This is a genomic window from Streptomyces sp. NPDC029041, from assembly GCF_040637515.1.
Taxonomy (GTDB): domain Bacteria; phylum Actinomycetota; class Actinomycetes; order Streptomycetales; family Streptomycetaceae; genus Streptomyces.
Genome location: NZ_JBEZWO010000020.1, coordinates 34,235 through 56,401 on the forward strand (window position 1 = coordinate 34,235; position 22,167 = coordinate 56,401).

At 73.5% G+C, this 22,167-nt stretch carries 21 protein-coding genes; 10 read left to right on the forward strand and 11 right to left on the reverse strand.

Features of this window, described 5'->3' with window-relative positions; translation table 11 throughout:
• Nucleotides 1-6 precede the first annotated feature (6 nt).
• The 3 genes from AB0F04_RS34695 to AB0F04_RS34705 are packed head-to-tail and all read left to right on the forward strand — an operon-like array spanning nucleotide 7 to nucleotide 2,254.
• Nucleotides 7-765: a 5-oxoprolinase subunit PxpA gene (locus tag AB0F04_RS34695; protein ID WP_362049389.1), complete on the forward strand. Its 759-nt coding sequence runs from the start codon at nucleotides 7-9 to the stop codon at nucleotides 763-765.
• A complete protein-coding gene (locus tag AB0F04_RS34700; RefSeq protein WP_362049391.1) occupies nucleotides 762-1,388 on the forward strand; it encodes an allophanate hydrolase subunit 1 in 627 nt (208 codons plus the stop codon). The genes AB0F04_RS34695 and AB0F04_RS34700 overlap by 4 nt, the downstream gene beginning before the upstream one ends.
• Nucleotides 1,385-2,254: a biotin-dependent carboxyltransferase family protein gene (locus AB0F04_RS34705; RefSeq protein WP_362049394.1), complete on the forward strand. Its 870-nt coding sequence runs from the start codon at nucleotides 1,385-1,387 to the stop codon at nucleotides 2,252-2,254. Before AB0F04_RS34700 ends, AB0F04_RS34705 begins: the two co-directional genes overlap by 4 nt.
• Nucleotides 2,255-2,399: 145 nt before the next feature.
• Here AB0F04_RS34705 and AB0F04_RS34710 read toward each other — a convergent pair whose 3' ends face one another.
• The 5 genes from AB0F04_RS34710 to AB0F04_RS34730 all read right to left on the reverse strand — a co-directional run bounded on the left by AB0F04_RS34710 (nucleotide 2,400) and on the right by AB0F04_RS34730 (nucleotide 8,020).
• The gene (locus tag AB0F04_RS34710; RefSeq protein WP_362049397.1) at nucleotides 2,400-3,284 is read right to left on the reverse strand and encodes an SGNH/GDSL hydrolase family protein; all 885 of its coding nucleotides are present in this window, start codon (nucleotides 3,282-3,284) and stop codon (nucleotides 2,400-2,402) included.
• A gap of 23 nt (nucleotides 3,285-3,307) precedes the next feature.
• Nucleotides 3,308-4,501: a glycosyltransferase gene (locus AB0F04_RS34715; RefSeq protein ID WP_362049561.1), complete on the reverse strand. Its 1,194-nt coding sequence runs from the start codon at nucleotides 4,499-4,501 to the stop codon at nucleotides 3,308-3,310.
• An 83-nt stretch (nucleotides 4,502-4,584) separates the two neighbouring features.
• Complete coding sequence (locus AB0F04_RS34720) at nucleotides 4,585-5,712, reverse strand: glycosyltransferase family 1 protein (protein ID WP_362049400.1); 1,128 nt, start codon at nucleotides 5,710-5,712, stop codon at nucleotides 4,585-4,587.
• 196 nt (nucleotides 5,713-5,908) lie between these two features.
• A complete protein-coding gene (locus tag AB0F04_RS34725) occupies nucleotides 5,909-7,327 on the reverse strand; it encodes a HEAT repeat domain-containing protein (protein WP_362049403.1) in 1,419 nt (472 codons plus the stop codon).
• A 300-nt stretch (nucleotides 7,328-7,627) separates the two neighbouring features.
• Entirely contained in the window at nucleotides 7,628-8,020 is a 393-nt protein-coding gene (locus AB0F04_RS34730) for an ankyrin repeat domain-containing protein (protein ID WP_362049406.1), read from the reverse strand.
• Between the two features lie 297 nt (nucleotides 8,021-8,317).
• On the opposite strand from AB0F04_RS34730, the gene AB0F04_RS34735 reads away from it, so the two are divergent.
• Together AB0F04_RS34735 and AB0F04_RS34740 are read left to right on the forward strand one after the other, a co-directional pair.
• Nucleotides 8,318-8,512 (forward strand): hypothetical protein, encoded by a 195-nt coding sequence (locus AB0F04_RS34735; protein ID WP_030843336.1) that lies wholly within the window; start codon nucleotides 8,318-8,320, stop codon nucleotides 8,510-8,512.
• 52 nt (nucleotides 8,513-8,564) lie between these two features.
• Entirely contained in the window at nucleotides 8,565-10,358 is a 1,794-nt protein-coding gene (locus AB0F04_RS34740; RefSeq protein WP_362049409.1) for a hypothetical protein, read from the forward strand.
• A gap of 91 nt (nucleotides 10,359-10,449) precedes the next feature.
• On the opposite strand, the gene AB0F04_RS34745 is transcribed toward AB0F04_RS34740, so the two are convergent.
• Nucleotides 10,450-11,949 (reverse strand): PLP-dependent aminotransferase family protein, encoded by a 1,500-nt coding sequence (locus tag AB0F04_RS34745; protein WP_362049412.1) that lies wholly within the window; start codon nucleotides 11,947-11,949, stop codon nucleotides 10,450-10,452.
• 99 nt (nucleotides 11,950-12,048) lie between these two features.
• On the opposite strand from AB0F04_RS34745, the gene AB0F04_RS34750 reads away from it, so the two are divergent.
• The 4 genes from AB0F04_RS34750 to AB0F04_RS34765 all read left to right on the forward strand — a co-directional run bounded on the left by AB0F04_RS34750 (nucleotide 12,049) and on the right by AB0F04_RS34765 (nucleotide 15,501).
• Nucleotides 12,049-12,702: a hypothetical protein gene (locus AB0F04_RS34750; RefSeq protein ID WP_362049415.1), complete on the forward strand. Its 654-nt coding sequence runs from the start codon at nucleotides 12,049-12,051 to the stop codon at nucleotides 12,700-12,702.
• Nucleotides 12,699-13,466 carry a glycerophosphodiester phosphodiesterase gene (locus AB0F04_RS34755; protein WP_362049418.1) on the forward strand — a complete coding sequence of 256 codons (768 nt, stop codon included), beginning with the start codon at nucleotides 12,699-12,701 and terminating at the stop codon, nucleotides 13,464-13,466. The genes AB0F04_RS34750 and AB0F04_RS34755 overlap by 4 nt, the downstream gene beginning before the upstream one ends.
• A gap of 47 nt (nucleotides 13,467-13,513) precedes the next feature.
• Nucleotides 13,514-14,860: an MFS transporter gene (locus AB0F04_RS34760; protein WP_362049421.1), complete on the forward strand. Its 1,347-nt coding sequence runs from the start codon at nucleotides 13,514-13,516 to the stop codon at nucleotides 14,858-14,860.
• A gap of 266 nt (nucleotides 14,861-15,126) precedes the next feature.
• Nucleotides 15,127-15,501, forward strand: a complete 375-nt coding sequence (locus AB0F04_RS34765) for an RNA polymerase-binding protein RbpA (RefSeq protein WP_361932691.1) — start codon at nucleotides 15,127-15,129, stop codon at nucleotides 15,499-15,501.
• A 149-nt stretch (nucleotides 15,502-15,650) separates the two neighbouring features.
• Here AB0F04_RS34765 and fxsA read toward each other — a convergent pair whose 3' ends face one another.
• From fxsA to AB0F04_RS34785, 4 genes are all read right to left on the reverse strand, one after another.
• Nucleotides 15,651-16,226 carry an FxsA family membrane protein gene (gene fxsA / locus AB0F04_RS34770; RefSeq protein ID WP_362049424.1) on the reverse strand — a complete coding sequence of 192 codons (576 nt, stop codon included), beginning with the start codon at nucleotides 16,224-16,226 and terminating at the stop codon, nucleotides 15,651-15,653.
• A gap of 83 nt (nucleotides 16,227-16,309) precedes the next feature.
• Nucleotides 16,310-17,113 (reverse strand): polyprenol monophosphomannose synthase, encoded by an 804-nt coding sequence (locus AB0F04_RS34775; RefSeq protein WP_362049427.1) that lies wholly within the window; start codon nucleotides 17,111-17,113, stop codon nucleotides 16,310-16,312.
• A gap of 533 nt (nucleotides 17,114-17,646) precedes the next feature.
• The gene (locus AB0F04_RS34780) at nucleotides 17,647-19,248 is read right to left on the reverse strand and encodes an amidohydrolase (RefSeq protein ID WP_362049430.1); all 1,602 of its coding nucleotides are present in this window, start codon (nucleotides 19,246-19,248) and stop codon (nucleotides 17,647-17,649) included.
• Nucleotides 19,249-19,343: 95 nt separating this feature from the next.
• On the reverse strand, nucleotides 19,344-19,784 hold the full coding sequence (locus AB0F04_RS34785; protein ID WP_006136660.1) for an Lrp/AsnC family transcriptional regulator: 441 nt from the start codon (nucleotides 19,782-19,784) through the stop codon (nucleotides 19,344-19,346).
• 269 nt (nucleotides 19,785-20,053) lie between these two features.
• Between AB0F04_RS34785 and AB0F04_RS34790 the strand changes: the two genes are divergently transcribed.
• Nucleotides 20,054-20,482, forward strand: a complete 429-nt coding sequence (locus AB0F04_RS34790) for a hypothetical protein (protein WP_362049433.1) — start codon at nucleotides 20,054-20,056, stop codon at nucleotides 20,480-20,482.
• A gap of 417 nt (nucleotides 20,483-20,899) precedes the next feature.
• On the opposite strand, the gene AB0F04_RS34795 is transcribed toward AB0F04_RS34790, so the two are convergent.
• Nucleotides 20,900-22,072: an acyl-CoA dehydrogenase family protein gene (locus tag AB0F04_RS34795; protein ID WP_362049436.1), complete on the reverse strand. Its 1,173-nt coding sequence runs from the start codon at nucleotides 22,070-22,072 to the stop codon at nucleotides 20,900-20,902.
• Between the last annotated feature and the right edge of the window lie 95 nt (nucleotides 22,073-22,167).

Sequence of the window (22,167 nt, forward strand, 5' to 3'; positions counted from 1 at the left end):
CGGCACATGACCTCGATCGACCTGAACGCCGACCTCGGCGAGGGCTTCGGCCCCTGGCGGCTCACCGACGACGAACAGCTACTGTCCGTCGTCACCAGCGCCAACGTGGCGTGCGGCTTCCACGCCGGGGACGCGGTCACGATGCGCCGGGTGTGCGAGCTGGCAGCCGAGCGTGGGGTCCGGATCGGCGCCCAGGTGTCCTACCGGGACCTGGCCGGGTTCGGGCGGCGCGCGATGGACGTGCCGCCCGCCGAGCTGGCGGCCGAAGTGGCCTACCAGATCGGCGCGTTGGAGGTCTTCGCGCGGGCGGCGGGCGCTCGCGTGGCCTACGTGAAACCGCACGGCGCGCTCTACAACCGGGTTGTGCACGACGAGGAGCAGGCGGCCGCGGTCGTCGACGGCGTGCTCCTCGTCGACGCCGCGCTGCCCGTGCTCGGACTGCCCGGCTCGCGCCTGCTGACGCTCGCCGGGAAGGCCGGTCTGCCGGTCGTCACCGAGGCGTTCGCGGACCGGGCCTACACCGACGCGGGCACCCTGGTGCCGCGCACCCAGGAGGGCGCCGTGGTCACTGACCCCGACGCCGTCGTGGAACGCTCCGTCGGACTGGCCCGTTCCGGCGAGGTCGTCTCCCACTCGGGGACGCGCATCGAGGTGCGCGCGCGTTCGCTGTGCCTGCACGGCGACACACCGGGCGCCGTGGACCTGGCGCGTCGGCTCCGCGAGCGCCTGGCGGCCTGCGGGGTCCGGGTGGAGGCCTTCGCATGAAGGTGCTGCCCGTCGGCGAGGACGCCCTACTCGTCGAGGTCGCCTCGGACGACGAGGCCCAGGCCCTGCACGCGGAGCTGCTGCGGCGCCGCGCGGAGGGAACTCTCTCCGCCCGCGAGATCGTGCCCGCGGCCCGCACGGTCCTCCTCGACGGCCTCGACGCCCCCGCCCGGCTGGCCGCCGAACTGACCGCGGCGGAGCTGCCGTCCGCTCCCCCACGCGCGGGTGCGGTCGTGGAGATCCCGTTGCGCTACAACGGCCCGGACCTGGGCGACGTCGCTGCGCACTGGGGCGTTCCGGAGAGGGAGGTCGCCCGCATCCACGCGGAGACGGAGTTCCGGGTCGCCTTCTGTGGCTTCGCACCCGGCTTCGGCTACCTCACCGGGCTGCCGCCGCGTTACGACGTCCCCCGCCGGGCCACCCCACGCACGGCCGTCCCGGCGGGGTCGGTCGCGCTGGCGGGCCCCTACACGGGCGTCTACCCGCGCTCGTCGCCCGGCGGCTGGCAGCTGATCGGCACGACGGACGTCGTCCTGTGGGACCACGCGCGCGTACCGGCCGCGCTGCTGTCGCCGGGCACGCGCGTGCGGTTCGTGCCCTTCGCCCCCGGGGCGGGGTCATGACGGACCGAGCGCTCGCCGTCGTCCGCGCCGGGGCCCTCACCACGGTGCAGGACGCGGGACGCCCCGGCCATGCCCATCTCGGCGTTCCCCGCTCGGGGGCGCTGGACCGGCCCGCCGCGGACCTCGTCAACCGGCTCGTCGGCAATCCGCCGGGGAGGGCCGTGCTGGAGACGACTCTCAACGGCTGTGCCGTACGCCCCCGCTCGGCCGTCACCGTGGCGGTCGCGGGCGCGCCCTGCCGGGTCACGGTGGAGGGGCGGCCCGCGGCCTGGGGTGCGCCGGTGCGGGTGCCCGCGGGTGCGCTGCTGGACGTCGGGCCCGCGGTGTCGGGCGTGCGCGCGTACGTGGGGTTCGCCGGGGGCATCGCGGTCGAGCCGGTGCTGGGCAGCCGGTCGACGGACCTGCTGTCGGGGCTCGGCCCCCCTCCGCTCGCGGACGGAACGGTACTGCCCCTGGGCCGGCCGGTGGGTGCGCCCGCCCGCGTGGACGTCGGCCCCCAGCCGGCGCCCCCGGCCGAGCTGGTGCTGCGGGTGACGCTCGGCCCGCGCGACGGCTGGTTCACGCCGCAGGCCGTCCGCACCTTCACCTCCAGCGCGTTCAGGGTGTCCTCCGCGAGCAACCGCATCGGGCTGCGCACGGAGGGACCCGCCCTGGAGCGGGCCCGGCCTGGCGAACTGCCCAGCGAGGGCATGGTGCTGGGCGCCGTGCAGGTGCCGCCGGACGGCAGACCGGTGGTGTTCCTGGCGGACCATCCCACCACCGGGGGCTATCCGGTGATCGCCGTGGTCCGCACGGCAGACCTCCCGGCCGCAGCCCAGACGGTTCCCGGCACGCCGGTCCGCTTCGTGCCCGTGCGCCGCCGCTGAACCCAGGGCCGGTCGCGGCTGACCGGCCGCACACCGACGCCGGACCGTCCGAACCGGTCACAGCTGACCGGCCGCGCCCCGCCCCCCGAACTCCGACCGGTCGCGGCTGACCGGCCGTACACCGACGCCGAACCGTCCGGACCGGTCACAGCCGAGCGGTCGCATCCTGCCGGTCAACGGATCGGCCGGCCCCCGCCGGCCCGGCGGGGGCCGTCGACAGGCCCGCCAGTGCGGCGGACACCGCGGCCGAGGCCCGCAGATCGAGCCTGGCGCTCGTCCCCCGGGCGCGGTGCCGGAGCTCGTCGGCGGCCAGGGTCAGAAGCTGAGGCAGCAGATCGGTGCACCGGCGGGCCACCCAGCCGGTACCGGCCGTGGCCAGCCACCACAGGCTCGCCGCCCTGGTCGGGGCGGCGAACTCGGGCTCGGCCGAGGGCGCGGAGCCCGTGGCGAGACCTCGCTCGGCGAGCAGCGCGTGGAAGCGCAGGGCGAGTTGCCGATGCCCGCGTTCGCCCGGGTGCAGCCGGTCCGCGCTCCACAGGGCACGGTCGGTGACCCAGTCGCCCTCGCACGCGTGCAGGTGCAGCGCCCCGTACCGCTGGGACAGGGCGTGCACCACCGCGTTCACGGCCCGTTGCCGCCGGGCCAGTGGCCGGGCGAGGGCGCCGGGCAGGCCGAGCATGGTGCCCGGGTCGGGCAGGCAGGCGGTGAGCAGGACAGCGCCCCGCCCGCTGCAGGCCGCGTACACCCGGTCGAGCCGCGCCGCCACGGCCCCGATGTCGAAGGTGCAGCGCAGGGTGTCGTTGACGCCGACGACGACGGACACCAGGTCCGGCCGCAGCTCCAGCGCGGCCGGCAGTTGCCGCTCCAGGACGTCCCGGGTCTGTGACCCGCTCACCGCGAGGTTGGTGAACACGGCCCGCTGCCCGCCGAGCCCTTCCGCGAGCAGCGCGGCCCAGCCACGCCACGCCCCGTCACCGGCGGGATCCCCCACGCCTTCCGTGAGTGAGTCCCCGAGGGCCACGAACCTCATCGTCCCCTCGCGCCGCGGGGGTCTCACGCCACGCCCCCGGGCGCGAACGGCCGGGCCGGACGCACCGGGACGGCCGCGTCGTGCGCGGCGAGGAACGCGTCGACCGCCGCGTCCCACCCGAAGCACTCCGCACGCGCGCGTGCCGCCTCGCGCCGGTCCGCCTCCCGGCCTTCCAGCAGCAGGTCCACGGCGTCCGCGAAGGCGCCGCCGTGGTCGGCGGCGACAGCCCCGGCGGAGCCGATCACCTCGGACAGCGCGGACGAGGCGCTCGCCACCACGGGCGTGCCGCAGGCCATGGCCTCCAGCGCGGCCAGCCCGAAGGTCTCGGCGGGCCCCGGTGCCAGCACCACGTCGGCGGACGCCTGGAGTGCGCCGAGCAGCCGGTGGTCGCAGACGTGCCCGAGGAAGGTGACCGGCAGACCGCTCTCACGTGCCCGCTGTTCGAGCCGGGTGCGCAGTGGGCCGTCCCCGGCCACCACCAGCACGGCACGGCGCCCGCGCCGCCGCAGCGTCTGCAAGGTGTCCAGCGCGGTGCCGGGCCGCTTCTCCACGGACAGCCGCGAGCACATCACGAGCAGCGTCTCGTCCTCGTGCGCGTGCCGGGCCCGCACCTCCGGGTCGCGCAGCGCCGGGTGCCGCTGGACCAGGTCGACGCCGAGCGGTGCCCGGACGACGTTGCGGACCCCGATCCGCACGAACTCCCGCTCGGCGAACTCGGTGGTGCACACCACGCGCGCGTAGGTGTGCGCCGTGCGGACGTTGAGGGCGTCGGCGGCACGCCGGGCGGCCCCTTCGGGCAGACCCCAGGTGCGCAGCACCCCGTCGGCCGACTCGTGGGAGACCATCACGGCCGGGACCCGGGCGCGCCGGGCCCACCTGCCGGTCCAGCGCAGGGTCGTCCGGTCGGACACCTCCAGCCGGTCCGGTGCGAGCTCCTCCAGGAGCCGGGCCACCCGTCGCCTGTCGGTGAGGACGCGGTATCCGCCGGTGCCGGGCAGCAGCGGCCCGGGGAGCGTGATCACCCGCCCCTGCTCGGTCTCGCGGTCGCTCATCCGCTCACCGGGGACCACGAGGACGGGGTCGTGCCCAGCCGCCTTGAAGCCCTTGCCGAGCTCGCGCAGCGCGGTGCGCAGTCCCCCGGACGAGGGGGCGACGAAGTTGGCGAGCCGGACGATCCGCAGCGACCGGCGGTCACCGCCGGAACGGGAGCCGCTCATGCCGCCACCGCCGTAAGAGCCGCCCATGCCGCCACCGCCGGAACAGGAGCCGCCCATGCCGCCACCGAAGGTACGGGTGCCGTTCATGCCGCCACCGCCGTCCGGCGTCCGGCGAGCACCTGCGCGTAGTGCCCTATCAGCTGGTCGCCCACGGCCGCCCAGGTGCGGCCCTCGACGGTGGCGCGCCCGGCGGTGCCGTAGGCGGCCCGCAGCGCGGCGTCGGCGGCCAGGGACCGTACCGCGTCACGGACGGCGGTCGCGTCCCCGGGCGGGACCAGCAGCCCGGTGTGCCCGTGCGCGACCAGGTCGAGCGGGCCGCCCGCGGCGGGCGCCACCACGGGCAGGCCGCTGGCCATGGCCTCCTGGACCGTCTGGCAGAAGGTCTCGAAGGGGCCCGTGTGCGCGAAGACGTCGAACGAGGCGAAGACCCGGGCGAGGTCGTCACCGGTGCGCCGGCCGAGGAAGACGGCGCCGGGCAGCGCCTGCTCCAGACCCGGCCGGCTGGGGCCGTCGCCGACGACCACGACCCGGACACCCTGCAGGCCGCAGGCACCGGCGAGGAGTTCGACCTGCTTCTCGGGTGCGAGTCTGCCGACATAGCCGACGATCAGCTCGCCGTTCGGGGCGAGTGCGCGGCGCAGGGCCTCGTCGCGCCTCTCCGGCCGGAACCGCTCGGTGTCCACGCCGCGCGGCCACAGCCGGACCCGGGGCACCCCGTGGCTCTCCAGGTCGTGCAGGGCCGAGCTGGAGGGCGCGAGGGTGAGGTCGGCGGCGCCGTGCACGGCACGGATGCGCCGCCAGGCGGCGGATTCCCCGGCGCCCATGTACGTACGGGCGTATCCGGCCAGGTCGGTCTGGTAGACGGCGACGGCGGGGATGCCGAGGCGTGCGGCGGCGGCCATGCCCCGCACGCCGAGCACGAAGGGACTGGCGAGGTGGACCACATCGGCACGGTGCTCGACGAGGGTGGCGGCCAGGCGGCGGCTGGGGAGGGCGACGCGGACCTGGGGGTAGCCGGGGAGCGGGAGGGAGGGGACGTGGACGACGGGGCACGGCGCGAAGGCGTCGGGCTTGTTCCCCGGCGCGGGGGCCGGGGCGACGACGACGGGGGCGTGACCGCGATCGACGAGGTGCCGGGCGGTCTGGAGCGCGCAGTGGGCCACACCGTTCACATCGGGGGGAAAGGATTCGGACACTATGACGACACGCATACCGGTGTTGTCGCCGTGCCGGACGTGGCCGCGTCAACGTGGATCTTTCCGGGCGGGGAACGTCCCATGAGCGTTCTGAGGCCCATCCGCGCAGGTCAGGCGGCGTCCATGTCCTCCTGACCCGCGGGTCGTCCACCGTTCACCCTGGACGCGTGAATCCGCCCCGGCATTCCGTCGAGAGGGGGGCGTCCAGCGGTTACACCGCGGTCTCCCCGGGACCGATCCTGCTGCGTACGGCCGTCTGCACCTCGGCCTCCTCGGCCGGGTCGGCGGCGAGCCGGCGCAGTCGCTCGACGACGCGGGTGTCCCCGGTCTCGGCGTGCCGGGCGGCGATCTCCCGGGTGGTCTCCTCGCAGTCCCACAGGCACTCGACGGCGAAGCCGGTGGCGAAGGAGGGGTCGGTGGCGGCGAGGGCCCGGGCGGCCCGGCCACGCAGATGGGAGGAGGCCGTCTCGCGGTAGACGTGGCGCAGTACGGGGGCGGCGCAGGCGATGCCGAGCCGTCCGGCGCCGTCCACGAGGGTCCACAGGGTCGGCGCGTCGGGGCCTTCGCCCCGGACGGCCTCGCGCAGCGCCGCGAGGACCGGATCCCGGTCCTGGACCCCGCCCCGGCAGGCGAGGACCCGTCCGGCGGCGGCGCCCAGCACGTCGGGGCGCCGGGCCCAGCCGCGCGCCCGGTCCACGGCGGCCGGCGAGCGCATCCGTTCGAAGGCGTCGACGGCCGCGTCCACGACGAGCGTCGAGCCGGTGGCCACGGCGCCCTCGATCAGATCGAGGGCGTCGGGATCGTCGCCGTCGGCGAGGTACCTGAGGGCCGTGCACCGGGCTCCGTCGGTGCCGCCCTCGGCCGCCCGGACGATCTCGGCCCGGTCCTCGGGCCCGGCCACGGCGCTGAGACAGCGGGCGGCCGGCACATGGAGGGCGGCTCCCCGCTCGATGCCCTGCTGGGCCCATTCGAAAACGGCCTGCACGCTCCAGCCCGGGCGGGGGCCCGAGGGCCGCATCTGCCGCTGCCAGCGGTCGAAGGAGCCCGTCTCGTGAGCGGCACGCACACGGGTGGCGACGGATTCGCGCGGGTCCTCCGCCCACAGGCGCCAGGGCCGGGGCTCGAAGGCGTCCCGCACGGTGGCGGCCAGCTCCGCATCGCCCTCAGGATCGGCCGGGAACCGGGCGAGGACGGGAGCGGCGAGGGCCCGCAGGCCCGCGTCGTCGTCCCTGAGGGCCAGCTCGTCGAGGGCCCAGGCCCAGTTGGAGCCGTGGGCGGCGTACCTGCGCAGCAGTTCGAGCGCGTCCCGCCTGCCGTAGGAGGCGAGGTGCCCGAGGACGGCCAGGGCGAGCCCGGTGCGTGACTCGTCGCTGTCGAGGACGTCCTCGGCGCCGAAGAGATGGGCCTCGACCTCGTCCAGCTCGCCGTTCAGGTCGAGGTAGAGGCGGGCGTAGTAGAGGGAGCGGTTCTCCACCTGCCAGTCGTGGCGGGGATCGCGCAGCACGCAATGGTTCAACGCCGCCAGCGCCTCGTGGCGCGGGGCAGTGAGCGCGTGCAGCGTGCCGTCGCCGCGGCCCCGCTGAAGCAGGCCGAGCAGCGTACCGCTGGGCGCTATGACCGGATCGAACATGGGAAACAGCCTCACATCAAGCGTCGACGCAACCGGGGACGTGTACTACCTGGCCGCGTGACAACACGTCGGGGCGCCCGCCGTTTCCTGCTTGCTGTAGACCATCTTCCTCTGCCTCTCGTCGGTGGCCCTTGCGGACCGCGTCACGGCCCGCGCGGTGCGGCAAAACCTGCCCAACCATCACGTCCGTGAACCACGTCGTCATGATGACTCGGCACTTCCGTCTGCCGCGACCGAAATTTCGGCGGCCCTTTACCGCCTCCCCCGTTTTCGTTGTCGTTCCAGGTCAGACCGGTCGGCTCAGCGCTCGCCGAACAGTTCGAGCAGTTCCGTCCGGCCGAACATCCGGGCGGTGTCGACCGCCGACGGCGTGCCGGCGGACGGGTCGGCCCCGCCCTCCAGGAGGGCCTTGATCACGTCCGTCTCACCCTTGAAGACCGCCCCGGCGAGCGGGGTCTGGCCTCGGTCGTTGACGCGGTCGGCCTCGGCGCCGCGGTCGAGCAGGGCGCGAACGGCCTCGGAGTGGCCGTGGTAGGCGGCGAGCATCACCAGCGAGTCGCCGCGATCATTGGTGAGGTTGGCCGGAACACCCGCGTCCACATAGGCCACGAGCGGCTCGGTCCGTCCCCGCCGGGCCAGATCGAAGATCTTGGTCGCCAGCTCCACGACCTCGGGGTCGGGAACTTCGGTCATCGGACGGACCGCCTCTCCACTACGTATCGCCTCCGGTGCGTACGCCTGCGAGGGCGCAGCCGTACGAGTGAATCGCCAGGGTACTGGCTGGCGCCGCACATGACCCGATCTGCCTGCGGTAAAGATCAGCGCAGAACGGGACAACCGCGACACCGCGGCCCCGCCCGACCCGGGGCCACCCCACCACGCAGGGTGAATCGTACGAATTTCACCCAGTTGCACCTTTTATCGTATGGATACAAGCTGTGAGCCTGGAAGTACTCATGGTGACTGTCCCCGCGAACCAGGAGATCTCAAATGATCCTCTCCATCTCAGGCGTGGTCCTGCTCGGCATCGTCGTCTTCATCTTCTTCCGCAAGGACGGGCTGAAGGCGTCGCATGCCGTGGTCGCCATGCTGTTCGGCTTCTACCTGGCGAGCACCGCCATCGCCCCGAGCATCAAGGCGGGCGGCGAGAGCCTGGCGAGCCTCCTCGGCGGAATCAAGTTCTGACGCCCCCGATCCCCGCACGCTTCCCGCCCGTCCGCACTCTCTGGAGGCAGCAGTGGCCCGGCGCCCCCTCCCCCGCATTCTGAGCAACGGCAGCGCGCAGCTCGCCCGTAGCCGGGAGCTGGCCCGGACGGCCGCCGACAGTGCCACCGACGTCCTCCACCCGCTGATCACGATCACGCGGGGTCTGCGCCGGCTGGCAGCGGCCGGGCGGCGCAGATGGACCGAGACCCCCAAGGAGCGACGAGGGGCGCTGCTGTTCCTGGTGGCCTCCGTCATCCTGGTCGTGGCGCTCGTGCCGTACGGACCGCTGCTCGCCGCCGTCACGCTGATGACGGCGGCGGCCTGGCAGGGCAGGGAGCGCTCGGCAGCGGCGTCGGACGGGCCCGACGAGTCGCAGACCCAGCGGCTGAAGTCGCTGTACGAGGCACTCGTGCCCTACTTCTCCGCCGCCGAGGACCCCGAGCCGCTGTACTCCCACGGTGGCGCGTGGGACAAGGTCTTCCCCACCTACGCCTTCGACGGCGGCGGCCGGATCTCGCAGCTGGTGGTGCGCTACCCGGCGTACTTCACCGACGGCGAGCCCGAGGCCCGCGCCCGGATCGAGCACCTCCTCGCGGCCAAGTCCGGCCGGGGCCGCGAATACCACTTCATGTGGGACGAGGAGGGCAACCAGTTGACGGTCGGTGTGCTCCTGCCGCTGCCCGTGGACATCGCCGCCCAGCGTTTCGTCACCATCCCCGGCGAGACCGTCCTGGGGTTCACCGACCCCACCCGGGTCCAGCGCACGCTTCCCGTCACCAGTGGGGAGCGGCAGCGGGACGTGCCGCCGGTCGTCTGGCGCACCGGCCTGCGCTCCACGGAGCCGCACCTGCTCGCGCTCGGCCAGCCGGGCAGCGGCACCTCCACCCTGTTGCGGTCCATCGCTCTGCAGGCCCTGCTCCACGGCGACGTGGTGATCGTCGACGGCGGGGGCACCGGCGAGTACGCCTGCCTGACCGGCCGGGACGGCGTCCTGGCCGTCGAGGCGGGGCTGGCCGGGGTCACGGCCAGCCTGGAGTGGGCGGCGACCGAGACCGAGCGCCGCCTCGTCGCCGCCAACCGCGCGCACCAGGCGGGCGATCCGCCGCCCGACGACACCAAGCGCCCGCTGTGGATCCTCCTGGACCGCCCGACGGCGTTCACCCACCTCGCCGCCGCCGACGGCCGGAAGGACCCGCAGTCCCTCCTCCAGGTCCCCCTCCGGCACGGCCGCCCGGCGAACGTGACGGTGGTCGTGGCCGACCAGCTGGACAGCGTGGACGCCCTGAGCGATCCGGTGCGCCAGCACACCCGCGCCCGTGTGGTCCTGGGCCCGGCCTCGGCGGACCAGCTCGAGTCCGTCCTGGGCGCGCGCCCGCACACCACCTTGATCGACGAGCTCCCACCGGGCCGCGGATACGCCCGCCTGGGCACGGGGCCGGTCCACCGCCTCCAGGTCCCGGCCACGCCGAACCCCTACGACGACGCCACTCCCGACGCCCTCTGCGAGGCGGTCCTGGACCTCCTCCCGCCGCGCACGGCCCCGGCGGACGGCGAGACGATCCCGGAGGAGGACCCGTCGCAGGGCGAACGGGCACAGGGGCCGACGGAGGAAGAACCGGAGCCTGCGCCGACGGAAGCGCCCTCTCAGGAGGCGGCGCCGGTCCTGCCCAAGGAGCCCGTGAAGGACCCCGTACCGGTCCCCGCGAAAGAGCCCCTGCCGGACCCGGTACCGGCCCTCACCAAGGAGCCCCTGCCGGACCCGGTACCGGCCCTCACCAAGGAGCCCCTGCCGGACCCGGTGCCGGTCCTGACCAAGGAGACGTAGCCGCGGACCGCGTGCCGCCGGGGTGCACAGCCCCCAGCGGCGCCGCCCGGTCCGCCACGCCCGGCCCGCCCCGTCCGCGGCTCCGTCCGTCCTACGCCACGAACGTACGCGGCGGCTCCGCGCTCCCCACCGCACCGCTCTCCACCAGTCCCGCCGCCGCGGCCAGCCGCACGGCCGCCTCCTCGGCCACCGCCCCGCCCACCGTGAACGGCAGCCGCACATACCCCTCGAACGCCCCGTCCACCCCGAACCGCGGCCCGGACGGCACGCGCACTCCCACGCGCTCCCCCGCCTCGGCCAGCCGCGACCCGGACAGGCCACCGGTCCGCACCCAGAGCGTCAGCCCGCCCCGGGGCACCTCGAACTCCCACGTGGGCAGCTCCCGCCGCACCGCGGCCACCAGCTCGTCGCGGTTCGCCCGGGCCTGCTCCCGCCGCACCTCCACGGCCTGCTCCCAGCCCCCGGTGCCGAAGAGCCAGTTCACCGCCAGCTGCTCCAGCACCGGTGTCCCGAGATCGGCGTAGGCACGGGCGGCGACCAGACTGCGGATCACGTCCGGGGCGGCCCGCACCCATCCGATCCGCATCCCGGCCCAGAAGGCCTTGCTCGCCGACCCGACCGTGATCACCGTGGACCCGGCCGGGTCGAACGCGCACACCGGCCGCGGCATCCGCACCTCGGGGTCGAGCCACAACTCGCTCATCGTCTCGTCGGCGATCAGCACGGTCCCGGCGGAGCGTGCCGCGTCCACCAGCCGCCGCCGCTGGTCGTCGTCCGCGAGCGCCCCGGTCGGGTTGTGGAAGTCGGCGACGACGTAGGCGATGCGCGGGGCGGCGTCCCGCAGCACCTGCCGCCAGCGGTCCATGTCCCACCCGGTGAGCCCCTCGGCCATGGCGACGGGGACCAGCCGCGCCCCGGCCTCCCGCATCAGCTGGAGGATGTTGGCGTACGAGGGCGACTCGACGGCGATGCGCTCGCCCCGCCCGGCGAACAGATGGCAGATGGCGTCGATCGCGCCCATCGCGCCGGTCGTCACCATGATCTGTTCGGGCATGGTCGGGATCCCGCGGGCGGTGTAGCGCTCGGCGATCATCGCCCGCAGCGCGGGCAGACCAGCGGGGTAGTCGCCGTGCGTGTGCGCGTAGGGCGGCAGTTCCTCCAGGGCGCCCTGAACGGCCCGGGTGAGCCAGGGCTCGGGAGCGGGGAGTGCGGCGCAGCCGAGGTCGATCAGCGAGCCGAGAGCCTCCGGCGGCAGGGGCTCGAGGCCGCGCGCGGGCAGCGGGTTCCCGGCCGGTACGGCGGTCCAGCTCCCCGCACCGCGCCGGGACTCCAGGAATCCCTCGCTGCGCAGCGCCTCGTACGCGGCGGCGACCGTCGTGCGGCTGACGGACAGGGAGAGGGCGAGTTCGCGTTCGGCGGGCAGCCGGGCCGCCACCGGAACGCGGCCCTCGAGCACCAGCAGACGAATGCCGTCGGCGAGCGCGCGGTAGGCCGGCGGCCGGCGCGTCCCCGGTCCCGCCGGGCGGTCCTGCTGTGAGCTGAGGAGCCGCGCAAGCTGTGCCGCACCCACGGCCGAGGTCCATTCCGCCATCGAAATCAGTCCACCTTCCCCAGATTGGCCATGGATGGCCTCTCCATCCAAGCCACAGGGTGTCATGCAGCAGTCCACTACCACCACTGGGGGCACAACATGGCCACGCAGGGGCGCCTCGCCCGTCGGCTCGTCCAGCTCTACGCGGGCCTCGCGCTCTACGGCGCGAGTTCGGCGCTGCTCGTGCGCTCGGGTCTCGGACTGGAGCCGTGGAACGTGCTGCACCAGGGCCTCGCCGAGCGGACCGGTCTGTCGATCGGTGTCGTGCTGACGCTGGTGGGCGCGGTGGTGCTCCTCGCGTGGATCCCGCTGCGGCAGCGGCCGGGCCTGGGCACAATCTCCAACGTGCTGGTCATCGGCATGGCGATGGACGCGACGCTGGCGCTGGTGCCCGACGCGCACGGGCCGGCGCCGCGCGTCGCGCTGATGGCCGGGGGAATCGTCCTGAACGGCGCGGCCACCGGCCTGTACATCGCGGCCCGCTTCGGACCGGGCCCGCGCGACGGGCTCATGACGGGTCTGCACCAGCTCACGGGCGTCTCGATCCGCCTGGTCCGCACCGGGATCGAGCTCGCGGTCGTGGCGACCGGCTTCGCCCTGGGCGGCACCGTCGGCATCGGCACCCTCCTGTACGCCCTGGCGATCGGCCCGCTCGCCCAGATGTTCCTGCGGGTGTTCGCCGTCCCCCCGGCATCCGGCGTCAGCACGGCCGTTGCCACCGGTCAACCCCGAGGGGCGATACTGCGTTCGTGACCCCGCGGATACGCCATCCCTACCTCGACCATCCCGGCCCTATCGCCTTCGCCCACCGGGGCGGGGCCGCAGACGGTCTGGAGAACACCGTGCGGCAGTTCCGGCGCGCGGTCGATGCGGGTTACCGGTACATCGAGACCGACGTCCACACCACGGCGGACGACAAGCTCGTCGCCTTCCACGACGCGACGCTCGACCGGGTGACGGACGGCGGGGGCCGGATCGCCGACCTGCCGTGGTACGAGGTGCGGCAGGCCCGTGTGGCGGGCCGGGAACCGCTCCCTCTCTTCGAGGAGCTCCTGGAGACCTTCCCCGACGTGCGCTGGAACGTGGACGTCAAGACGGAGGGCGCCCTGCTGCCCTTCCTCGACCTGATCGGGCGGACGAACTCCTGGGACCGGGTGTGTCTCGGCTCGTTCTCCGATGCGCGGGTGGTGCGCGCCCAGCGGCTGGCCGGTCCGCGCCTGGCCACGTCGTACGGCACCCGGGGCGTGCTCAACCTGCGGCTGCGCTCCTGGGGGCTGCCGGCCGCGGTGCGCCGCTCGGCGGTGGCGGCGCAGGTTCCCGAGATCCAGTCCGGCATCCAGGTCGTGGACCGGCGCTTCCTGCAGACCGCCCACGCACGCGGGCTCCAGGTGCACGTGTGGACCGTCAACGACGCCGAGACGATGCACCGGCTCCTCCACCTGGGCGTGGATGGCATCATGACCGATCACATCGACACACTGCGCAAGGTCATGGAGGACCGCGGCATCTGGGTCTGAGACCCGGGCCCCTCCCTCCGCGCGTTCACGGGGAAGCGAGGGCACGGGTGGGCGACGACACCGTGCGGACACCGCCGGCCGACGGGGCCGCGGAGCTGAGACGCGAACAGCGCGGCTGGTACTTCTACGACTGGGCCTGCTCCGTCTACTCGACGAGCGTGCTCACCGTGTTCCTCGGTCCGTACCTGACCTCGGTCGCCGAGTCGGCGGCGGACGCCGAGGGCTACGTCCACCCCCTGGGCATCCCCGTGCGGGCCGGGTCCTTCTTCGCGTACTCGGTGTCCCTGTCGGTGATCGTGGCCGTCCTGGTGATGCCGCTGGTCGGCGCCACGGCCGACCGCACCGGCCGCAAGAAGCCCCTCCTGTCGGCCGCGGCCTACACCGGCGCCACGGCCACGGCGGCCATGTTCTTCCTGGACGGCGACCGCTATCTGCTGGGCGGTGCCCTGCTGGTCGTCGCCAACGCCGCGCAGTCCGTGGCGATGATGCTCTACAACTCCTACCTGCCGCAGATCGCCCCGCCCGAGCAGCGGGACGCGGTGTCCTCCCGCGGCTGGGCCTTCGGCTACGCGGCGGGCTCGCTGGTCCTCGTCGCGAATCTCGTCCTCTACACCGGGCACGAGGATTTCGGCCTCTCCGAGAGCACGGCGGTCCGCATCTGCCTGGCGTCGGCCGGCCTGTGGTGGGGTGCGTTCGCCATCGTCCCGCTGCGCCGGTTGCGCGATCGCGCAACCGCCGGGCGGGAGACCGCCCTCCCCGGCTTCCGGCAGCTGGCGGCGACCGTCCGCGACATGCGCCGCCATCCACTGACGCTCGCCTTCCTGCTCGCGTACCTCGTCTACAACGACGGCATCCAGACGGTGATCTCCCAAGCCTCGGTCTACGGATCCGAGGAACTGGGCCTCGGGCAGTCCACGCTCATCGGCGCCGTCCTGCTGGTGCAGGTGCTGGCGGTGGCGGGCGCGCTGACCATGGGCCGGCTGGCCCGGGTGTACGGGGCCAAGCGCACGATCCAGGGCTCGCTGGTCGCCTGGACGGTGACGCTGGCGGCGGGGTACTTCCTGCCGGCCGGGGCGCCGGTGTGGTTCTTCGCCCTGGCCGCAGGGATCGGCCTGGTGCTCGGTGGCAGCCAGGCACTGTCCCGGTCCCTGTTCTCCCATCTGATCCCGCCGGGCAAAGAGGCCGAATACTTCTCGGCGTACGAGATGAGCGACCGCGGTATGAGCTGGCTCGGGCCGCTGCTGTTCGGAGTGACCTACCAGCTGACGGGGAGCTACCGGGACGCGATCATCTCGCTGGTGGCCTTCTTCGTCCTCGGGTTCGCCCTGCTCGCCCGGGTGCCGGTACGGCGTGCGATCGCCGAAGCGGGGAATCCGGTTCCTGACAGGATTTAGCACTCGGAGCGAAAGGGCTGTAGTGTACGCGTTTGGCCTGCCAGGCGTACCGTTACTGCGCGTCAAAGATGCCGAAACGCTGGGTTATATCTGTTATCAGATGTGACAAACCGGGCGCTGGTGGGTACAACAAGGGCGGCTACGACGGCGACGCATGACCCGGAACGGGACCCGGAACGGGAATCTTTATTGCCGACCGGACGTTGACCGGATGACGACGACAGCGACACCTGTCCTGTGGGCGACAAGCCCGGGAGGCACGATTCATGAGTGAGCGAGCTCTTCGCGGCACGCGCCTCGTGGTGACCAGCTACGAGACGGACCGCGGCATCGACCTGGCCCCGCGCCAGGCCGTGGAGTACGCATGCGAGAAGGGGCACCGGTTCGAGATGCCCTTCTCGGTCGAGGCGGAGATCCCGCCGGAGTGGGAGTGCAAGGTCTGTGGGGCCCAGGCACTCCTCGTGGACGGCGATATCCCTGAAGAGAAGAAGGGCAAGCCCGCGCGTACGCACTGGGACATGCTGATGGAGCGGCGCACCCGTGAGGAACTCGAAGAGGTCCTCGAGGAGCGCCTGGCGGTTCTGCGTTCCGGAGCGATGAACATCGCTGTTCATCCCCGTGACAGCCGCAAGTCGGCCTAGTCCCCCAGGGCCTGGCCCGAACAACAGCGCATCACGAGACCGCGGGCGCCGTACCTCACGTACGGTGCCCGCGGTCTCGTGCGTGTCCGGGGCCCGGGCGCGCGGGCCGGGGAACGCCACTCGGCTCCGCGCTTCCCGGCCGGACGGGCTCAGTGCGTCAGCGGCGGGCGCGGCGGCTGCGGGGCGTCCTGCGGTTCGTCCCTGACGACCTCGCCCTGGACGACCTTGCCGTCGGGACGGTGCATACGGGCCTGCTGGAAGGCACCGCCCAGGGTGCCCGCGCCGGCTTCCCGGAGTTTGCGCTCGAAGGTGCGCTCCGCCGAGCGGCTCACGATCTTCTGGACCGGCGGCAGCAGCAGGAGCAGGCCCACCGCGTCCGACACCAGGCCGGGAATCATGAGGAGCAGGCCGCCCAGCATCATCAGGCCGTTGCCCTCGCTGTTGGACCGGGCCGCTTCGGGCATCGCACCGCTCTGCTGCTGTTGCACCGCCTCGGAGAGCTTGCGGAAGGCCCGCCGTCCGGCCCGCTTGATGACGACCGAGCCCAGGACGAGCCCCGCGAGCAGAACGAGGAAGACCACCAGCCCGCTGCTCGCGCCCGCGACCAGGGTGAGCAGCCAGATCTCCAGCACGAGCCACGCGGCGACGCCCAGCGGCAGGAACGTCCGCAACCGGGAGCGCTTGGGCCGGGCAGGGGGCAGCGGGGTCTGAGCGCCAGTCGTCATGCCTCCAGTGTGCCTGGCCCCGGCTCAGCGCGGGATAAGGCCGCCATCAGCTGTTTCTGTGAGCGGCCGCCCGGCGGGCGGCCTCACGCCTTCGAGGACTTGCCGCCGCGCCCGGTGACCTTGCCGACCCGCTCCCCCACGCCCCACGCCGTGACGCGCCACAGCGCCTCGACGAGGATGTCGCGGCTCATCTTGGAGTCGCCGAGTTCGCGCTCGACGAACGTGATGGGCACCTCGATCACGTGGTAGCCGGCCTTGACGGCGCGGCGGGCGAGGTCGACCTGGAAGCAGTACCCCTGGGAGGCGACCTCCTCGAGGCCGAGGCCCTCCAGGGTCTCGCGGCGGAACGCCCGGTAGCCGCCGGTGATGTCGCGCAGCGGCAGATCGAGCGCCAGCCGGGAGTAGAGGCTGCCGCCCCGGGAGATCACTTCGCGGGACTTCGGCCAGTTCACCACGCGGCCGCCCGGCACCCAGCGCGAGCCCAGCACCAGGTCGGCGCTCTTGAGGGCGGTGAGCAGACGGGGCAGTTCCTCGGGCTGGTGGGAGCCGTCGGCGTCCATCTCGATCAGCACGCCGTAGTCGCGCTCCAGGCCCCAGCGGAAGCCCGCGAGGTAGGCGGCGCCCAGGCCTTCCTTGCCCTTGCGGTGCAGCACGTGGACCTGGTCGTCCTCGACGGCCAGCTCGTCGGCCAGCTTGCCCGTGCCGTCCGGGCTGTTGTCGTCGGCCACGAGTACGTGCGCCTCGGGGACGGCCTCGCGTACCCGGCCGACGATGCTCTTGATGTTCTCCGCCTCGTTGTAGGTCGGGATGATCACCAAGGCCGTGCCGAGCGGGCCGAACTTCCTCACCCCGGCTTCTGCCGCGAGGGTTCCGTCGCCGTCGTTCACTGCTGCCCCTTCATGTTCATACGCAGAGGTCCACCATAGTGGGCGCGGCCTGCGGTGACGTGACAGGACGTTCGAATAGTGGTGCCGAATCCGGAAGACGGGGGTAAGAGCGCGCCCGCGGGTGCGCGGATGCGGCGGATGGGGGCCCGGCGCCCTTCGGGCCGACCTGGGATCCGCTGGCTGCGGATCGACCGAAAGCCGTTGTCTACTGAACGCGCGGGCCCCACCCGGGTCGCACCTCCCCGACCGGCCGGAACGTTCCCTCGGCGCTGCGCCGGCCTGAGCCTGGCTCCCAGTGGCGGTGCCCGGTGCGGCACACCGTCCCTGACCCGGCGGCGCCGCGGCGAGTGCTCGGACGTTCCCCGGTCGGGCGTCCGCTGGTGGACTCGGCCGAACCTACCGGCCCCCTGCGGCCGCCTGTCAACAGCCGTCCGACCTGCGCATATCGCGGCAAAGCCCTGGTCAGCGCCGAGGATACGCAGGTCGCACCCCGGGGGTGCGGCGCATGACTCGATGCGCGCCACCCCCGTAGATCACTCGCCCGGCCGTACGAAGACCGTGCGCCCGCCCACCACGGTGCGCAGACAGACGGGCAGGTCGTGGCCCGGAGTGAGGTCGGGGAGACCAGGGGTGCCGGAGCGGGGGTCCGTCGACCAGCGGGCGACGCGGTCGTCCGGGGCCTGGACGACGAGTTCGCCGGTGCGCCAGACGGCGTAGTCGGCGGGAGCGCCCGGGACCAGAACGCCCGCGTCGTCCCGTCCCACGGCCCGCCAGCCGCCGCGCGTGTGCGCCGTGAACGCGGCGCGCACGGAGACGCGGTGCTCCGGCGTGCGGTGGAAGGCGGCAGCCCGGACCGTGCCCCACGGGTCGAGCGGGGTCACCGGGCTGTCGGAGCCGAAGGCGAGCGGGACACCGGCGCGCAGCAGGGCCGCGTAGGGGTTCAGGCCGCGGGCCCGTTCGGTGCCCAGGCGCTGCGCGTACATGCCCTCCTCACCGCCCCACAGGGCGTCGAAGGCGGGCTGCACCGATGCCGTGAGGCCGAGTTCGGCGAAGGCGGCGACACTCTCGGGGGTGAGCATCTCGGCGTGCTCGACGCGGTGCCGGGCGGCTCGGATCCGGCCGAGCCCGAGCTTCTCGGCGGCGGCGCGCACCCCATCCACCACGGCGTCCACGGCCGCGTCGCCGATGGCGTGGAAACCGGCCTGCAGGCCCGCCTCGGTGCAGGCCACGACGTGTGCCGTGATCGCGTCGGCATCCAGGTAGGCGATGCCGGTGTGCGCGGCGTCGGCGTAGGGCTGGTGCAGACAGGCCGTGTGCGAGCCGAGGGCGCCGTCGACGAACAGGTCTCCCGCGGCGCCGGCCGCGCCCAGCGCCCGTGCCTTGGCGACGTCCTGCTCGGCCCAGTAGCCGACGACCCGCGGCCCGGGCTTCTCCCCCGTGAGGCGCAGCAGGCCGGTGAAGTCGTCCTCCGAGGAGATCTCCGGCCCGGCGCACTCGTGGAGCGTGCCGATCCCGAGCGAGACGGCGTGTGCGAGCGCGGCGCGCTGGGCGTCGCCGCGCTGCTGCGGCGTGACGGCGGCGAACGCGGCCGCGCGCACGGCGTGGTGGGCGTCGGCGGTGAGCGGGCCGTCCACCCGGGGGGCGTCGGGGACCAGGTCGAGCAGGGCCGTGGTGACGACCGCCGAGTGGACGTCGATCCGGCTGAGGTAGAGGGGCCGGTGCCCGGCGGCCTCGTCGAGTTCGGCGCGCGTCGGGGGCCGGCCTCCGGGCCAGCGGGCGGCGTCCCACCCGTGCCCGAGCAGGACGCGGTCAGCGGGCCGCGCGGCGGCGAAGTCGCGTACCCGGGAGAGGGCCGCTTCGAGGGAGGGGGCGCCCGACAGATCGAGCCCGGTCAGGGCGAGTCCTGTCGCGGTCGTGTGCACATGCGCATCGGTGAATGCGGGGGTGACCAGTGCCCCGTCGAGGTCGACCACCTCGTCGACCCCGTCGGCGAAGGCGTCGGCGGCTCCCTCGGACCCCACCCAGGCGACCTGCCCGCGTTCCACGACCATCGCGGTGGCGAAGGGGTCGGCAGGGCTGTGGACCTCTCCGCGACGGAGGAGGACGGTCTTGGGCGGGGTGGTGGACTCACTCATGGAGCACAGTCTCACAGGGGCGAGGGCGCTGCCCGCACCAGGGGCGCGGGCAGCGCGCGATCAGCCCCGCACGACCCGCACCCGGCAACAGACGGTCAGATCCGCGGCGGTCGCGCCTCGTACGGCGTGGACAGAACGACAGTCGTCCGTGTCGACACCCCCGCCAGCGACCGCACCCGCGCGAGCAGCTCCTCCAGCTCGTGGGGCGTCGCCACCCGCACCTTCAGGATGTAGTTCTCGTCGCCCGCGACACTGTGGCAGGCCTCGATCTCGGGCACGCCGGCCAGCCGGTCCGCGATGTCGTCCGGCGCACTGGGATCGAACGGTTTCACCGAGATGAACGCCGTCATCGGCAGCCCGACGGCCTCCGGGTCGACGACCGCGGCATAGCCCCGGATGACGCCCCGCTGCTCCAGCCGTCGCACCCGCTGATGCACGGCCGACGTGGACAGCCCCGTGGCCTTGCCCAGGTCGGTGTAGCTCATCCGCCCGTCCTTGACGAGCAGCTGCACGATCTGTCGGTCCAGCTCCTCCATGGGGCAAGAACCTACAGGGCGGTTGATCTCCTCCGATACCTGAGCAGCCCAGGCCATGGCCGGTTCGTGATGTGTCCGCGAGCCGGCGGTCGGCCGTCCGGGGGACAAACGCACCGCAGCGGACACCCGGGCGGGGTATGTGACGAACGCCACAGGGCTCGAACAGCCTCCGTGATGTTCTCGTGATTACCGCCCAGGGGGGACGGGAAGTGCTTGCTGTGGTCGAGGCCGCAGTGCCTGATACGGCCCAGCCCGAGGGGGAGAACCCAATGCAGAGTCTTAAGCGCCCTGGTCGCACCGCACCCAAGCGGCAGCTCGTCGTCGAGCCCGAGCCGGAGGGCGTCGAACGCGACGCCTTCGACGAGGAACTCGACGCCTACGACACGTTCGAGATGTTCCGGGTCGTCTGCCCGGACTGCGCGCAGCCCATCGCCCTGCTGGCGGACGAGGAGGTTCTGCCGGAGCACGCGCTGTGCGCCTCGCCGTGGAACCCCTTCGGACTGACGGTCTGCGCCGGCACCGGCCGCAGCGCCACGGACGCCCGCCCCGCGGACGAGTCCGTGGAACCCCAGGAGCAGGACACCGCCCTGCTGTTGACGCTCCCTCAGGGCCTCGACTGGCGGACCCAGCCCTTCTCGCACGTCGGCGGCCCGGGCTCGCGCCCCATCAGGGTCCCGGTCATGCGCCGCGCGGCCTGAGGACCGCCCTTTCCCGCTCGCTCCCGTTGCGCGACCGAACCCGCACCGCGGCTCGGCAGACCGCCGTGGTGCGGGTTCGGTGCGCCCCGGCACACGGCACCGCCCGCTTCGATCCGACCGTTTGCCGCGGGGATCCGGACGCCTCTGAACGCACGCCCTATTCCACGCCCCGGTGACCTGCCCTGGTGTTGCCGCGTTGCCCTGGTATGACCCCCATCTCCTCAGCGACCGGGCGTCAGCGCCTCCTGTACGTCCCGCCGCCCGCAGAATCGGTTCGGCCGGCTCCGCCCCGCTATCAGGACCCGCCGATCTACCGCGACTTGATGCGGACCTGGGCCGAGGGCGGCCGCACCCTGCCGGGCCGGCACGACCCCGAGTGGATGCGGCTCGCGGCTCCGTGGCGGGGCCTCGACCAGTTCAGCGTCCCTCTGGACCCACGAGATGGCGGGCGATGACCATCCGCTGGATCTGATTGGTGCCCTCCACGATCTGCAGCACCTTGGCCTCGCGCATGTAGCGCTCGGCCGGGAAGTCGGCGGTGTAGCCGTAGCCGCCGAGGACCTGCACGGCGTCGGTGGTGACCCGCATCGCCGTGTCGGTGCAGTGCAGCTTGGCCATGGCGGCCTGCTTCGCGAACGGCCGGCCGGCGTCCTTGAGCCGTGCCGCCGCGAGGTAGAGCGCACGGCCCGCCTCGATCTGCGTCGCCATGTCGGCGAGCATGAACCGCAGCCCCTGGAAGTCGGCGATCGGCTTGCCGAACTGGCGCCTCTCGGCCGCGTACGCCACCGCCTCGTCGAGCGCGGCCTGTGCCACTCCGATCGCGCACGCCGAGATGCCGAGCCGCCCCGAGTCGAGCGACGACAAGGCGATCGCGAAGCCCTGCCCCTCCTCGCCGATGCGCCGGGCGTCGGACACCCGGACGCCGTCGAAGTGCACCTGCGCGGTGGGCGAGCCCTTCATGCCCATCTTCTTCTCGGGCACGGCGGCGCTCAGGCCCTCCGCGTCGCCCGGCACCAGGAAGGCCGTGATCCCGCGCGGGCCCTCCTCGCCGGTGCGGGCCATGACCGTGTAGAAGTCGGCGATCCCGCCGTGGGTGATCCAGGCCTTGGTGCCGGTGATCACCCAGCCGTCACCGTCCCGCACGGCCTTGGTGCGCAGGGCGGCCGCGTCCGATCCGGAGTGCGGCTCGGAGAGGCAGTAGGCGCCGAGCAGACCGCCGCCGAGCATCGCCGGCAGGTGCTCGACCTGCTGCTCCTTGGAGCCGTAGGCGGCGAGGGCGTAGGAGGCCAGGGAGTGCACGCTGACGCCGAGCCCGACGGTGAGACGGGCCGCGGCGAGCTCCTCCAGGACCTGGAGGTAGACCTCGTAGGGCTGGTCGCCGCCTCCGTACTCGGAGTCGTAGGGCAGGCCGAGCAGTCCGGAGCGGGAGAGCAGCGTGAACAGCTCGCGCGGGAAGCGGCCGGCGTCCTCCTCCTCGGCCGCCTTCGGGGTGATCTCCTGCTGTGCGATGTCCCGCACGAGCGAGATCAGGTCCCGGGCCTCCTCCGTGGGCAGTTGTCGGTCCACCGGCTGCGGGGCGCGGTCGGGCATGGCGACGCTCTCCTCCCTGTCGGGCACTGGCGGACGGGCCCATGAGTGGGGGCGGCGCCGCCGGGTCGTTCTGGTGCCTTGCCGATGCTTGCAGT